Raw genomic sequence first — 14,842 nt, forward strand, 5'->3', positions numbered from 1 at the left:
CTCGGCACGGGGAAGGTCGTGACGCTGACCGTGAACCTGAGCGAGGCGGTGACGGTGGCGGGCGGCACGCCGACGCTGACGCTGAACAACGGTGGCACGGCGACCTATGCCGGCGGCTCGGGCAGCAATACACTGACGTTCAGCTACACGGTTGCGGCCGGCCAGAACACGTCCGACCTCGCGGTGACGGCCTTCAACCTGAACGCCGCGACGGTCAAGGATAGCGCAGGCAACGCTGCCAACCTGGGCGGCGCCGTGTCCAATCCGTCGGGCACGCTGCAGATCGAGACGACCGCGCCGACGGTGTCCTCCGTGGTGACGTCGGGCACCGGGATCACCTCGGGCAGCGGCACGCTCGGCTCCGGCAAGGTCGTGACGCTGACCGTGAACCTGAGCGAGGCGGTGACGGTGGCGGGCGGCACGCCGACGCTGACGCTGAACAACGGTGGCACGGCGACCTATGCCGGCGGCTCGGGCAGCAATGCACTGACCTTCAGCTACACGGTTGCGGCCGGCCAGAACACGTCCGACCTCGCGGTGACGGCCTTCAACCTGAACGCCGCGACGGTCAAGGATAGCGCAGGCAACGCTGCCAACCTGGGCGGCGCCGTGTCCAATCCGTCGGGCACGCTGCAGATCGAGACGAGGCCCGATCTGACCGAATACGTGGCGGTCAACAAGACGACGGTTACCGCTGGTAGCAGTCTGACGGTCGACGCCTACAACATGAACCTCGGCAACACCGTGGCGTCGACGCCAACCACGGCTGGAATCTATATCTCGACTGATGCGACCATCACCACGTTGGACACGCTGCTGACGACGATTTCGACGACGGGGACGCTGGCAACGGTGAGCCAGCCCGGCTACTACGACCGCCAGAAGGTCACGGTAACGCTGCCCGGCAATCTGGCGCCGGGCACCTATTACATCGGTGGCATTGCCGACTACAACAATCAACTCAGCGAGAGCAACGAGACCAACAACACCTACAACGTCGTGCAGGTCACGGTGGCTGCGCCGCCGCAGCCCGATCTGACCGAATACGTGGCGGTCAACAAGACGACGGTTGCCGCTGGTAGCAGCCTGACGGTCGACGCTTACAACATGAATCTCGGCAAGGGCGGCGCAGCGACGCCAACCACAGCCGGAATCTACATCTCGACGGATGCGACCATCACCACGTCGGACACGCTGCTGACGACGATCTCGACGACGGGGACGCTGGCAACGGTGAGCCAGCCCGGCTACTACGACCGCCAGACGGTCACGGTAACGCTGCCCGGCAATCTGGCGCCGGGCACCTATTACATCGGCGGCATTGCCGACTACAACAATCAGCTCGGCGAGAGCAACGAGACCAACAACACCTACAACGTCGTGCAGGTCACGGTGGCTGCGCCGCCGCAGCCCGATCTGACCGAATACGTGGCGGTGGACAAGACGACGGCTGCCGCTGGAAGCAGTTTGACGGTCGACGCCTACAACATGAATATCGGCAAGGGGGGCGCGGCGACGCCGACCACAGCCGGAATCTACATCTCGACGGATGCGACCATCACCACGTCGGACACGCTGCTGGCGACGATTTCGACGACAGGGACGCTGGCAACGGTGAGCCAGCCCGGCTACTACGACCGCCAGACGGTCACGGTAACGCTGCCCGGCAATCTGGCGCCGGGCGCCTATTACATCGGTGGCATTGCCGACTACAACAATCAGCTCGGCGAGAGCAACGAGACCAACAACACCTACAACGTCGTGCAGGTCACGGTGGCTGCGCCGACGCCTTCCAACTCCCTTGCGTCAAGCGACGGAGCATCCATTACTGTTGACCAGACTTTGTCGAGCCAGGCGGCCGATAGTGCTGCCATCGCGGCAGAGGAGCAATCAAGCACTTGGATGGCTGCGATAGATCAGCGGCTCGCACTGTGGGCGCAGCACGTGGCATCGGCATTCCCGACGTCGGCGACTGGTATTAGCGCGAACTCTACGCAGGAGTTCGGCGGGCAGTTGGCGAATTTGACTGCGTCACATCAGACGGCTCAATCCAGCCAACAATTGGGATAGAGTCCCGGTTCGTGTTCGGCCCAATATCTATGGGGGACAGTTATTAGGATAGCTTACGCCCTTCTTGCGCTTTTCATTTGCAACTTTCCGGCAAATGCTTCTTCGACCGAGAAGCGTTTAGCCCTCGTTGTCGGCAATGCATCGTACAGGGTTCAGCGGCTCGGAACCACAGCGGGCGATGCCGGGTACATCGCCGAAAAGTTGCACTCGGCAGGATTTGCAGTCACCCAGACCAGTGACCTGAATAGTGAAAACCTGAAAAGTTCATTCTCCGGCTTTGTAGAAAAGGTGACGGAGGCGAGTCCTGATGCGATCGCCGCCGTCTACTTTAGCGGCTATGCGCTGCAATTCGGCGGAGAGAACTATCTGCTGCCGACCGACCTCGCTGATGACGTTGTTGACGCTTCAGATCTTTCCCGACGCTCTCTGCGTCTCTCGGAAATGACGCGGACATTGTCGTCGCTTCATCCAAAGGCTGCATTCATTATCGTGGATGCGGCTCGCGAAACCCCATTCTTGATCTCCGGACAGCCGCCTGCCAGCGGGTTGGCGTGGCTGGAGACGTCTCCCGACATTCTGGTCGCATTCAATGCAGCGCCAGGCATGATTGCACAAAATTCCGAACAAGCTGACCGCTACGGGCCCTACGTCAGGGCGATTGCCGAAATGATGCCCACCGAGAGCTCCACGTTCGCTGACACATTTGTGCGTGTTCGCGTACGCGTCAATGAAATGACGAAAGGAGCACAAGTGCCGTGGCACAGTTCGGGCATTAGATCGCAGTTCGCTCTGCTCGCACCGGAGGCCGGTGCGATGGACCGATCGGCGTCACAGGAGATTGGCCGGCTGCGCTCGAGCCCGATGTCTGCCCTCTCCAAGGAAGATGCCTACTTCGCAGCAGTCTTGCGGGATACGCTAGACTCCTACTCGGATTATCTGGCGGGTCATTGGCGCGATCCGTTAGCGGAGCGCTTAAGTGTACTTCGCGCAATTCGGCGCGAAACGCTCATATGGCGGCGGACCTGCCGCGCTGATTTGCCGGAGGCGCTGTGGTCATATCTGGAGAGGTATCCAGAGGGGCCGCACGCTGCAGAAGCCCGTAGTCTACTACAGAAGCGCGACGCTCCCATCGATCCTCCGGCCGCTTTCAAGAGGATCGAGTACGATGTGCCCTACCCACTTCCTGGCGAGGCGGACTATCTAGCTGTTCCGTTGCGGCAAGGTGAAACCTCTCCGCCGGAACCATCGTTCCTGCCACGGCTCTTAGCAAAATCAACACAGACATTCCCTGCCTCGAAGGATGACTCAACACCTCGGTCCGAGACGCTGGCTAATTCCTCCAGAAACTCTGCTTCGATAGGGCGTGAAATGACGTCCGCCAGCCAGGTTGAACTGCGTGGGTCGACGGAATCGAAAATTCAGGAAAATGAGGCACTGAATTCGATGGGAAATGGCGGAAGAGAGCCATTTGACCGCCCGCCTATGGCTGCGATGCCCTATTGGGTTTATCCGGATATGGCGTCAGCTCCAGCCAATCTCGATTTGGTGAAGCTCGGTTCTTCTCGATTTCCGGAGTGGGCAACGTTGGATCCATCGTCATGCGCCGGGCATGTTCTGCCATCAGGCGGTCCCACGATTACCGGAGCATTGGTCGGTGCCGACTTGAGTCATACCAACATATCGGCGGGCTCGAAGCCGAATTTGCCACTTGCTTCCGAACGTTCAGGTTCTTCCATGCGCGAAACGCGTGTTGCGGCCCCGCCGCTTGTTCGCACGACGCAGCGGGGCGCGGCTTCAACGAGGCTTCTCTCGCCTCAAGCTGGAAGCAAGCGATCGTTGCTCTCGCCTCAAGCGGGCCCGAAGCAGAGCGTTCGAGCCGTTATCTCGCCGGTCAGATGACCGTATCAGCGTTCGCGCAGGCTCTCTTGCTTGTATTTCATCAGGGGCGACAGCAGGTAACTTATAAGCCTTCGGGACCCTGTCTTGATCTCGGCGGTGACGGCCATTCCCGGTGACAAGCTGACGAACTTGTCATCGATCTGAAGACGAGGGTCTGCGACCGAAATGCGAGCTACATAGGTCATTTCCTGGCCCTTAGGCTCGCTTGTCGTGCTAGTGGATCCTGGCGCCTGCTTATCTGCTGTCTTTTCGCCGGGAACCTCGCGCGTGACAGAATCTGACGAGATGCTCAAGACCTTTCCGTGAAGAAGGCCGTATCTCGTGAAATCGAAGGTGTCGACCTTGATCGCGACCTCGTCGCCCGTATGGATAAAGCCAATGTCTCGATTGTTTACGGAGGCCTCAATTTCCAGGTTGCTATCCAGAGGAACGATGACCATCAGCGCTTGCGCTGGAGTTACCACGCCGCCGACCGTATGAACGGCGAGTTGCTGAACCGTGCCGGATACGGGCGCAGTCAACGATTGCAGCTTGGCCCGCTGTTCAGCCTTCGAAAGATCGGCGGTGAAACCCGCAGCTTTTCTTTCAGCTTCCGCAAGCTCTGCCAGTAAAGTTCGACGGTACTCGGCCTTAGTCTGAGAGCGCGTTTCCAATATTGTTGTGATCGCGGCTTGCATTTCAGCGACGTGACTCTTTTGAACCAATCGTTCCTGCTGGCTCTCAGTCAATTGCTGAAGGACCTCGAAATACTGCAGTTTGGATCCGAACTCATTGAGGGTCTTGCGGATGTTTACGCGTTCCTCGATGGTAGGAATAACTGCATCGAGTTTGCTGATGGTCGCAGTAATGCTTGCCAGCGCAGCTTCCTTCTGCGCTTTCTGACCGTCCAGCGAAGCAATCTTGGCTCGGTGCTCTGAGACTTGCGCGATCAGAAACTGACGCTGCATTGCCACCCGATCCGGGTTGGCTGTCGCCGGAGGAAAGAAAGCATCCAGAGGCTCATCCGTATCTGCCAGCGCCGCCCTCAATCTCGCAGTATCGAGTTGCGCAGATTGGAGGTCGCTCTGAAGATGATTGATCTCGCCGTCGTTTATTGTCGGATCGAGTTCAATCAACGTTTGACCCGACTTGACGAATTCGCCCTCGGAGACGCGAATGGAGCGCACGACACCCGTTTCAAAGGGCTGGATGACCTTGCTGCGACCGGTCGGAATGACTTTTCCGGTCGCGGTTGCGACGATGTCAACGCGACCGAAAGCTGACCAGGCAAGGCCTAGGACGAGCATCGCGAGTATCGTTCCCCCTATCGCGCGTCCGAGCGGCGAGGGTGGAGTTTCAACAATCTCGAGGGCTGCCGGCAGAAATTCGAGTTCTTCGTTCTCCCGCGGCTTGGGAGCGATCGGAAATTGCAGCAATTTCGAAGTTGACTTCATTTTCATATCCCATGAATTTATTGCATATTTCCGAATAATCTGCAATGAATCCGTTCTCCTGCCTGACCGTGCTTTGAGAATAATGCCTAAACTTCCATTGTTCTCTCCCGAATGAGGATATTTTTGGAAAATCGCGTGCCAAATCGCCGCCCGATTATGGCTATAAGTTTACCAATAAGAAATATCATCTAAGGTTGGCGTCGGATGGTGACGTGGGCTGCCAACAGGGCAAATAATGACCGTACATCCGGATATGCCGGGCCAAAATGATTCTGGTCTCATAGCACTCGCGATGCTGTTACGCTTTCATGGCGTCAGTGCGGACCCTGTGCAAATACGACATCATTGCGGCATGGCGGACGTTGGTACCGCAGAGATGGTACGTTGTGCCAGAGTATTTGGTCTCAAGGCACGTGAACTGAAGACGGATTGGGGGCGGCTGCTTAAAACTCCTCTGCCTGCTATCGCCGCTCTCAAGGACGGTGGATTTCTCCTCCTTGGCAAGGTCGGCGACGACAAGGTCGTCGCTCAGTCGACCAGGACGCCCCGGCCTGAATTGCTGACGAGGGCCGATCTGGAAGCCGTATGGGACGGGCGTCTCGTTCTCATGACGAAGCGTGCGAGCCTTACAGAGCTGACGCGTCGTTTCGATTTGTCTTGGTTCCTCGGGGCAATTCATAAATACCGCGCTCAACTTTATGAGGTGCTGGTCGGATCCTTCTTCCTCCAACTCCTCGGTCTCGCGTCGCCGCTGTTTTTTCAAGCGGTTATCGACAAGGTGCTGGTGCAACGAAGTCTCAGCACGCTGGATGTGCTTGCGATCGGTCTCATTGGGATCGGTCTGTTCGAGACCATTCTTAGCATCCTGCGCACTTACCTCTTTTCTCATGCGACCAATCGCATCGACGTCGAACTCGGAGCAAGGCTGTTTCAGCATCTGCTTGCCCTGCCGACTGCATATTTCCAAGTCAGGCGGGTGGGCGATTCCGTTGCCCGTGTGCGTGAGCTCGAGAACATTCGAAATTTCCTTACGAGTTCGGCCCTGACGCTGGTCATCGATCTCTTCTTCACCTTTGTTTTTCTAGGCGTCATGCTTTGTTATTCGCCGCTGCTCACGGGAATCGTTGTCGCCGGATTCCCGCTCTACATATTGATCTCTGTCGGGGCAACGCCGCGATTTCGATACTTGCTCGACGAAAAATTCAAGCGTGGTGCTGAGAACCAGGCTTTTCTTGTCGAATGCGTCAATGGTGTCGATACGTTGAAGGCAATGGCGATCGAACCGCAGATGCAAAGACGCTGGGAGGAGCAGCTGGCGGGATACGTAGCCGCGAGTTTCAGGGTTCTCCGGCTCGGTAACTACGCAAGTAACAGCGTTCAATTCGTCAACAAGCTCGTGACAGCCGGCATCCTGTATTTTGGAGCTCGCCTTGTGATCGCGGGCGACCTGACGGTCGGCGAACTCGTTGCGTTCAACATACTTGCGGGCCGCGTGAGTCAGCCGATCTTGCGTCTCGTGCAAATCTGGCAGGACTTCCACCAGGCACAGATATCGGTGGACCGTCTCGGCGACATTCTCAATACTCCGCCCGAACCCAGATTCAATCCTGCTCGCTCGGCATTGCCCGCCATCAAGGGAGACGTCACTTTCGACCGCGTCGTTTTTCGTTATCGTCCCGACGGACCTGAGGTGCTGCACAAGGTTAGTTTCGACATTTCCGCGGGGCAGGTGATAGGCATCGTTGGGCCTTCCGGCTCAGGGAAGAGCACCGTCGCCAAGCTGGTTCAACGCTTGTTCATTCCAGAGAGCGGCCGAATACTGATCGACGGCGTCGACATATCCATGGTCGACACGTCTTGGTTGCGTCGGCAGATCGGTGCTGTGTTGCAGGAGAGCGTTCTTTTCAACCAGTCCATTCGCGACAATATCGCAATGTCAGATCCCAGCATGCCGATCGAAAGGGTCGTGGAGGCCGCAAAACTAGCAGGCGCTCACGAATTCATTCTCGAACTCCAGGAGGGGTACGATACGGTCGTGGGAGAACGTGGGACTAGTCTATCGGGTGGACAGCGACAGCGAATCGCCATCGCGCGCGCTCTTGTGACAAATCCGCGCATTCTCATTTTCGACGAAGCGACAAGTGCGCTCGACTATGAAAGCGAGCGCATCATCCAGGACAACATGCGCCGGATCGCGCAAGGGCGGACGGTATTCATTATCGCTCATCGCCTCTCAACTGTTCGGCGGGCAAATCGAATATTTACCATCGACCGGGGTCGCTTGGTCGAAGACGGAACTCACGACGAGCTGATCACGAGTGGGGGGCGCTATGCCGCGCTTCATCGAATGCAGTCAGACATTCAGGAAGTTCGGTAGCAATCGTTCGCGATCGTTAGCAATTGTTGCTGAAGATCGAAGCTTGGTTTTGTCGCACTATCTGAGAAGTCCTTGCAGCGTTGCTTGAAATGCGTCATGAGATCAATGCAATGTCTGCGCGTTGCTGCGATTCTAGACCGAGACGATCTTGATGGCCCAAAAGTTGAACTTCGATAGCATGTCAGTCGATGAGTTGTGGCATTTGCACGAAGAGATCGGGCGAATCTTATCTACGCGTCTTACAACCGAAAAGCGGGAGTTGGAGAAGCGTCTTGCGCAACTGCGCCGGGAGGATGACGCTCGGCATGCGAGTGCGCAGTCCTCCTCCGACTTGGAGCGAACCCGCCGTAAGTATCCGCAAGTACTGCCAAAATACCGTAATCCGAACTCCCCGACAGAAACCTGGTCCGGCCGGGGAAAGCAGCCGCGTTGGTTGGTGGCAGCTTTGAAGACAGGTCGCCAAATTGAAGAGTTCGCGATCTCTCAGTCTGGAGCCGCCAAGCGGAAGTCCGGCGACCGTCGGCCAAAGGGACATGCGTCCCGCGTTTGATATCGCTCGGCATCGGGTTACTAGGTCACTACCTCTGGTAGTGCGTTGTCGGGCCTAGTATCTGTATTTGCTTTAAGCAGTCCGTTCGGCACAGTGCTCCGGATTGCGGAAAACGATGGGCCGCGATAGCAGCCCGTATTATCCCCTGCCTCGGCATGATAGGTAAGCGCACGTCAATGCGTGAGAACTCGTCGCTGTACGGTGCCTTTGCCGCTCGTACAGGAATGCTTGAGCAGGAAGCACGGCTGACGCTCGTCGCGCCAAGGTGAGGCGCTATGCTAAGTGCAGCTCTGAGCCGAACAGCTCCAGATTAGATACGGCATCTCTCAGATCTCTCCAGTCCGACAATCGCTCCGGCGGAACGCCGGCAATTCCACCGAGGTCGACGATTGATCTCGATTGAAAACGGCTCACATAGACGTTGCCAAAGTCGCTGCTGAGGAATTCTTCAACCTGCGCTGTCCACGCTCGTGTGTGAGATCGGCAGGCGTCGGCATCCTTGTCTGCATCACGAAGTCTCGCCAGGAGCACTTGCCCTTCATCAATGAGATAGACAAGTCTTTCGCGTGTCCGTGCGACTTCCAAAGCGATTGTCCGGGCCTTCTGACGGCGCGCATATCGCGCTGCGGGCGCAACGCCAAAGTTCAGCAGGCTTCGCGTGATCTCCAGCGGGAAGTGGATCGCCGCCGATACCAAAGTCGCCGCCAAGAATTGGCCCACGTTGATGAGCGCGTCCATACGTTGTCCAGATGAGGGGGGCTTGGCACCGCACGTTTCGCGGTGCGCTTCTGCAGCTTGCGCAGGAGCATTACCTATCCTGCGAAATCCGAAAAATCCGAAGGTGTTTTCGCGGTTACAGGCTCCATCCCAATTTAATCTTTTATCATTTAACTAATTCTCTGGTTAATATATATTATTATATTTATTTTCTTTCGTGTCGGCGGCGCGAAAGGTCCCTCTGGGCAATGACCGAAGGCGCAGTCGGGCCTTTCGATATCAATAGGGGCGGTATTTAAGTAAGGCAAATGGGGTTGTTTTCATTAAACGAAATCTCGTCAGGAATGTCCTTGGTCGCTTTGACGCACATCGTTGTTTCGAAAATTCCAACAGAAGGTTAAAGATGCCGGAAATTGACCTGGTCGATTGGAACGTCGAAGAATTTCGACGCTTGCTCAACGAACCGCTCAGATTGACAAGTGACTTCGTAACGTATGACGCGACATCGTCGGACGTGGGTGAGTCAGCCACTACGGAGATCGAGTCCGTAAAAGAAGAGTCTGCTGAAGCGAGACATCCGAATTCAAACGATCACAGGCTTTACTCATTGCCGGAAGGCGATGCCCTTCTCCAGACGAAGGCTGGTGGCGACGAGCTACTTTCGCCCGTTGCTACGGGAGACGAAGCCGGTGGTGATTCGTCTACGATAATTCCTCATTCGCAAATAGAGCCAAGCGTCGAGCCTGAACTAGCTTCACCGCAAGCGAACGAAGGCCAGCCTATCGAGAATGCAAGACCCGTTCTCGTGGTCAACATCGAGATGGCGCTGGCGGCCAGAGTCGATGCCGTGAACGCATGGGTGCCGGCGGATCGCCCCGAGGAAATAACTGCTCAACCTTCGCTAATTGACATAGAATCGATAACGGTAGTTGAAGCGCCGCTTGAGGCCAACTCGCAGGAAGTGCACGCTCCGCTCGGGAATGATGGGCCAGATGTCTATCCTGACAACCAGCTCATGTTGGGCGATGTTCCTGGCGCTTGCTTGTCGGCGAGCGAGACAACTTATTTGCCTCCATCGGCGTCGGTTGCGTCGAGCACTGCTCCCGCTCGAAATGTAGTTGCTGACCAGTCATCCATGCCCTCAGACACGTTGTTGCAGAAAAGTTCTGAGGCTTACCAAGCCGATCTTGGAGGCCACATTGCTGGGGCAGGTGACGCTGAAGCAAATCTAGTTTTGCCGGAAGCGCGTGAGGCATTCCAGGTTCCGATGTCGGTGCTCAATTCGGAGACGAAACCGGCAATTGGGGTTATTCCGGCGTCTAATCATTTTGATCCACCAGAAATCTATCCGGCTGAATCGATTCTCGCCATATCTGCGCCGACCTATGCCGTTTCGTCGATATCGGCTCGGGAGGTCGGCGCGGACTCAATTGCCGGCGGTGATTTCCCATCGTCGCCAGAAGCGGGCGACGACGCTAGCGAATTGGTCTCTCCGGGCCCAGATGGCCTGGACTCGCGCGATCACCCTTTCGCGCGGTGGACTAATTGTTTAACGGGTGAGGAACTCACAGAGGTATTGACCGCGCCGCTCTCAACCGCTGCTGTTCTGCCATTAATTGAAACTAACATACCTGACAGATTGCGGGTGCTCTTCGATCAAGAGGTGGCCAAAGCAGTTGTTCAAGATCCGCCGATTATGGAAGCGATTGGTTCGCCAACCTCCAGGTCCAACCAAACTTCGGCGGCAATGGAATCCGTTGACGCTAAGCTGGCCCTAGCCCAGCCTGAACCCGTCGATACGATGAGCGGTGGTGGTATCAAGCACCCGCTTAAGGCCGATGAATCAAGCGAGCCTAAGGACCTCACGTGGCTCTCTCAGTCATCCCTGCACAAGGCAGTATTTAAAGAAGACGTTTGGGCGGCGCCGGCAGATCGAGAGCGTGCCATTGTCCTGCGCTGGGCGTTGAGGGATATACGAGCCAAGCGCGTAGGGTTATTCCCCCTTGACCAGCACGTTTTCCAGATGCTGCTCGACATGGGCTTGGTCGAACTCTCGGATGGACAGCTCATCCTAACGCAGGCAGGTTCTGCCGCCATCGCCTCGCCCCGATCTCGAGAGATTGTCGTTTCGCCCAACGACTTTTCGTGAGCTGGCAACGGTGCTTCCCAAAAGATTGACGGCAGCTCACAAATGCACGGTTGCGTTGACCCGATGCGTGGACATCAAGATTCATTTTCAATTTTATTTGTTTTGGACGATACTCGAGCACGAGAGCCACGATCCGAGTAGGAACCTGTGGTGCGGAAAGTTCGTACTCTTCTTCCCATAATGGTCGCTCGACAATTCGTCTGAAGCATCGTAAGCACTCGCATTGGGGATCTACACGCTGCAAAGGCCTTGAGATCTCGCGCAGCGGCCGAAGCCGATATGGAAGTAGCATATTTAGACGAGGCCCAAATCGTGTTTGCTGTTGGAGCAGGCTCACCAAGAGTCGATCTAAGTCGTTTCTCCTAGGACAGTTTGCGGGGTGGGCGAATTCTTATCTGATGTGAAGTTACGCGCACGCGGCTCAACATCGCCTCGCGATATAGATCCGTATAGCTATCGGCCACAATGCTGGCTGTAAATCGCGAGCGTGCCCTGGCGAACGCAGCTTCACTGGCTCGCGTGAGAAAGCCGATGTCGGTGATGAAGCGTTCGATTGCTTGTTCGAGTCCGCCTTCATCCCTTGGTTCAACTATGATGCCCGTTACACCGTCGTCGATAATGTCCGGAATACCAGACCATCGTGTACCAATGGCGGGCAAGCCAAGCGCCATCCCTTCGAGAAGACAAAGTGGGTACATCTCTCCAGGCTCATACGTGGGAAGCACTATAAGTTGAGAGCTGCGCATCAGCGCGGGCACCGCGCGGTGATCGACCTTGCCCTTGCATTCAACAATTTGCCGTAAACCGAGGTGGTCGATTGTCTCTTCAATCTGGCCTCGTGTCGGTCCATCGCCGATAAACATGACCCGGAGTTTGGGATAACGTGGTGCAAGGTTGGAGAGCGCACTCAACAGTTCGATATGACCCTTGCCGCTGACCATGCGGGCGACGAGGGCAAGTGTAAAATTGTCGTTGGTCGATGGTGCCGGAGCTCTAGCGAACAGCTGTTCGTCAACGCAGAACGGAATGACGCTGGATCGGGCGGCAGACACTCCCTCGGAGTTCAGCTCGGCAAGCGCGGCTTTATAAGGCATTACGATTGTTGATGCGATTTTCTTCTCGATCCAGAAGGTAACGTCTGCGAGCCGATCGCGCTGCGCGGCGAACCAGCTCAACGTGCCGTGATGAGTGACGATGACCGGTTTGCCCGCGAGGGCCGCTGCGACAAAACCGTCTAAGCAGGAAAGCCCAACTGCTTGGACATGCAATACGTCATTGTCTTTGAGCAGATTGTAAAGAAATCGAATTCGCCGTGTGCGCAACAGTGCAGTCACGGCTTTCCGCGGTAGAAAGCGAGCAAAGGCCCTGCCGGGCAGGTCGTAGACGGCTATGCCGCGCTCGCTGGCGATCTTCAAAACGTCCTGTCTATTGCTGAGTTCCATTGCAATGGCCGGAACAAGTCCGCGGCGCTTCTGAGCCGTCGTCAATTGCAGAATAAATGTCTCGACGCCGGTCATGCCGAAATTCGTGCCCATATAGTGCAGCACTCGGATTGCTGGGCGACGATCACTTCGCGCCGCACCTCTCAGGTGCAATGCAGGTAACACGACTGAGGCGAGCGGAGACGCGACATCGATTTCGACCAAACCAAGCACGTTCATTAAGGTCGCAAAGAGCTCTCCGCATGCGGCCAGGGGGAGCGGAAGCCATGCTGTGAACTCTGTTAATCGTACAATATTCAAATAAAAATCCTTTGAGATGTCGATAGCCGAGATTTAAATATTAAACCATTCTCCGCGCACACCGCTGCGGCCTTATGGCGCAAGGCAGCCATTGATCGCAAGGCTGCCACTCTCCGGGGCAACCAGCGTATTGGGGCGCGATCCTTGTGATCGCAATTGTGGATCTTGCCTTGGCGAAGTCATCCGGTTTGAGCTGCTGCCGGTTTGATGGACACCGAGATTGGGTGTTTCATGAAGTCGGAGGTAGGTGATGCAGAGACGGAAGTTCAGTCGAGAGTTCAAGGTCGAGGCGGTCAAGCTTGTCAAGGAACGCGGGGTCTCGGTGACGCAGGCGGGCCGCGACCTGGGCGTCCATGAGAACGTGCTGCGCAAATGGGTGAAGGAGTTCGGCTCCGCTCCGGTGCAGGCCTTCCCCGGCCACGGGCAGATGAAGCCTGAGCAGCAAGAGATCAAGCGGTTGCGGCGCGAGGTCAACACGCTGAAGGCAGAGCGGGACATCCTAAAAAAGGCCGCTGCCTACTTCGCGAAGGAAGCGGCATGAAGTTCGGCTTCATCGCCTATGCGAAGCAATGGGCGTATCGCGTCGGGCTTCCATGCCTGGCTGGACCCGATCGCCCAGGCGCCACATCCCGCAGCGACGAAGCGGTCGGCCTAAAGGTGAAGGCAAGCTTTCTTGCCAGCGACCGGACCTACGGGGCACGGCGTGTCTGGAGAGACCTTTTGGCAGATGGCGTCGAATGCGGTCTGCATCGGATCGAGCGGCTGATGCGCCTGCAGGCCTTGCGTGCGAGGCCACGGCGCCAGCGTCTGCCGAAGGATGAAGGCGATCGCCAGGTAGCGAACGTGCCGGCGAACCTTCTGGACCGGCAGTTTGCAGCCGAGCGGCCGAACCAGAAGTGGATTGCCGACTTCACCTATATCTGGACGGCCGAGGGCTGGCTCTACGTGTCGGCCGGGATCGACCTGTTCTCGCGACGAGTGGTCGGCTGGTCGATGAGCGCCAGCATGACGGCGCAGTTGGTCGCCGACGCCCTTCTGATGGCCATCTGGCGACGCGGCAAGCCGGATGCCCTGATGCATCACTCCGATCGTGGCAGCCAATACGCCAGCGAACAGTTCCAGCGCCTGATGGTTGACAACGGCGTTGTGTGCAGCATGAGCTGGTCCGGCAAGTCTGGGACAACGCAGCGATGGAGAGCTTCTTCTCTTCGCTGAAGACCTAGCGCACCGAGCGCAAACTCTATCGCACCAGGAACGAGGCCAGGGCAGATGTGTTCGACTACATCGAGAGGTTCTACAATCCAACCCGACGTCATTCCACGATCGGATGCATCAGCCCCGTTGAGTTCGAACGCAAGGTGGGATTAGCTTAACTCGGTGTCCATCAAACCGGCAGCAGCTCACCAAGCGCCTGCTTCTTCCATGACCGCGGGTGCACTTCGCAGGATGGCCGGTTATCGTCGAACCCTGCAGCATATAGCGAAGCTATTAATGGTCTCTCGCTGGTGGCCCAGGTCGACCTAGCTCTCCTAGGCTTATCCGTTCTCAAACCCGTCATCGAGGATTGGTACATGCTGCTTGCCGTATCACGCGTGTTCATTGCTCGGTCGTTCCTGCTCTGTTCTTGAAGCTCCCTGATACTTTTCGTGCGTGAGGATCGTGACAGCCAAGTTTTGCTGAACTTTTCAGGTCTTTTAGCTTGGTGACCGTCCCAACTGTCTGCCATGCTTTCACGTTCATTTTCCGTTTGCAGGGGAGCTGGACTGAGCGATGCGACACTTGGTGAAGGTTGAGCTTGATCGACCGCGATAGGACCATGACCATGAGGCTATGGGATGAGTGAGGATTTTCCCCCATCCGCAGCGGTGGGCTTGCTGCGATATGTCGCTGGCGGGTGATGCCGGC

At 56.8% G+C, this 14,842-nt stretch carries 8 protein-coding genes and 1 pseudogene; 6 read left to right on the forward strand and 3 right to left on the reverse strand.

Annotated features, from left to right (window positions below; genetic code table 11):
• A partial coding sequence (locus IVB41_RS32785; RefSeq protein WP_276576688.1) for a CARDB domain-containing protein occupies window positions 1–2,070 on the forward strand: 2,070 nt, incomplete at its 5' end.
• Window positions 2,071–2,145: 75 nt separating this feature from the next.
• Complete coding sequence (locus IVB41_RS32790) at window positions 2,146–3,969, forward strand: caspase family protein (RefSeq protein ID WP_245287866.1); 1,824 nt, start codon at window positions 2,146–2,148, stop codon at window positions 3,967–3,969.
• A gap of 5 nt (window positions 3,970–3,974) precedes the next feature.
• Here the strand turns inward: IVB41_RS32790 and IVB41_RS32795 are convergent, their stop codons facing one another.
• Window positions 3,975–5,402 carry an HlyD family type I secretion periplasmic adaptor subunit gene (locus tag IVB41_RS32795; protein ID WP_027568484.1) on the reverse strand — a complete coding sequence of 476 codons (1,428 nt, stop codon included), beginning with the start codon at window positions 5,400–5,402 and terminating at the stop codon, window positions 3,975–3,977.
• A 235-nt stretch (window positions 5,403–5,637) separates the two neighbouring features.
• Here IVB41_RS32795 and IVB41_RS32800 point away from each other — a divergent pair, with 235 nt between their 5' ends.
• Both IVB41_RS32800 and IVB41_RS32805 read left to right on the forward strand, forming a co-directional pair.
• Window positions 5,638–7,779 (forward strand): type I secretion system permease/ATPase, encoded by a 2,142-nt coding sequence (locus IVB41_RS32800; protein ID WP_247438675.1) that lies wholly within the window; start codon window positions 5,638–5,640, stop codon window positions 7,777–7,779.
• 151 nt (window positions 7,780–7,930) lie between these two features.
• A complete protein-coding gene (locus IVB41_RS32805; RefSeq protein ID WP_081747926.1) occupies window positions 7,931–8,329 on the forward strand; it encodes an H-NS family nucleoid-associated regulatory protein in 399 nt (132 codons plus the stop codon).
• Window positions 8,330–8,602: 273 nt separating this feature from the next.
• Here IVB41_RS32805 and IVB41_RS32810 read toward each other — a convergent pair whose 3' ends face one another.
• Complete coding sequence (locus IVB41_RS32810) at window positions 8,603–9,067, reverse strand: hypothetical protein (protein ID WP_247438677.1); 465 nt, start codon at window positions 9,065–9,067, stop codon at window positions 8,603–8,605.
• A 382-nt stretch (window positions 9,068–9,449) separates the two neighbouring features.
• Here IVB41_RS32810 and IVB41_RS32815 point away from each other — a divergent pair, with 382 nt between their 5' ends.
• Window positions 9,450–11,195 (forward strand): hypothetical protein, encoded by a 1,746-nt coding sequence (locus tag IVB41_RS32815; RefSeq protein ID WP_247438679.1) that lies wholly within the window; start codon window positions 9,450–9,452, stop codon window positions 11,193–11,195.
• Between the two features lie 362 nt (window positions 11,196–11,557).
• Here IVB41_RS32815 and IVB41_RS32820 read toward each other — a convergent pair whose 3' ends face one another.
• Complete coding sequence (locus IVB41_RS32820; RefSeq protein WP_081747927.1) at window positions 11,558–12,856, reverse strand: glycosyltransferase; 1,299 nt, start codon at window positions 12,854–12,856, stop codon at window positions 11,558–11,560.
• Window positions 12,857–13,187: 331 nt separating this feature from the next.
• Between IVB41_RS32820 and IVB41_RS32825 the strand changes: the two are divergent.
• Window positions 13,188–14,310 (forward strand): annotated as a pseudogene (locus IVB41_RS32825) (IS3 family transposase).
• The last annotated feature ends 532 nt before the right edge of the window (window positions 14,311–14,842 follow it).

The organism is Bradyrhizobium sp. 44 (assembly GCF_023073095.1).
Taxonomy (GTDB): domain Bacteria; phylum Pseudomonadota; class Alphaproteobacteria; order Rhizobiales; family Xanthobacteraceae; genus Bradyrhizobium.